The sequence below is a fragment of the Streptomyces sp. AC627_RSS907 genome, assembly GCF_019049165.1.
Genome location: NZ_JAGMUE010001299.1, coordinates 1 through 546 on the forward strand (window position 1 = coordinate 1; position 546 = coordinate 546).

Consider the following 546-nt stretch of genomic DNA (forward strand, 5'->3'; position numbering starts at 1 on the left):
CCGGGGGCAAGCTCCCCGCGTCCTTCCCCCGGGCCGTCGGACAGATCCCCATCCACTACAACCACGAGAACACCGGACGCCCCTACAGGGCGGACGAGAAGTACACCTCGAAGTACCTCGACCTGCCGCCCGGGCCGCAGTTCCCGTTCGGGCACGGCCTGAGCTACACCACCTTCGAGATCACCCCACCCCGGCTCGGCGCGGACCGGATCGGCGCGGACGCGCTGCGCGCGGGCGACACTGTCGAGGTCACCACCACCGTCCGTAACACCGGCGACCGGGCGGGCGACGAGGTGGTGCAGCTCTACGTGCACGACCCGGTCGCGAGCATCACGCAACCCGTGCGCCGACTGCGCGGCTTCCACCGCGTCAGCCTCGACCCGGGCCAGAGCCGCACGGTGCGCTTCTCGCTCGGCGCCGACGACCTGGGCTTCTGGACCAACGACAGCGCGGGCCGCTTCGTCGTCGAACCCGGCACCATCGAGGTGTACGTGGGCGGCGACTCCACGGCCCGCGACAAGGCCGTGCTGCGCGTCACCTGACGCC

At 71.6% G+C, this 546-nt stretch carries 1 protein-coding gene; it reads left to right on the forward strand.

Annotated elements, in window-relative coordinates; genetic code table 11:
* On the forward strand, nt 1-542 hold a 542-nt coding region (locus KUM32_RS41590), incomplete at its 5' end, for a fibronectin type III-like domain-contianing protein (RefSeq protein ID WP_217146815.1).
* Between the last annotated feature and the right edge of the window lie 4 nt (nt 543-546).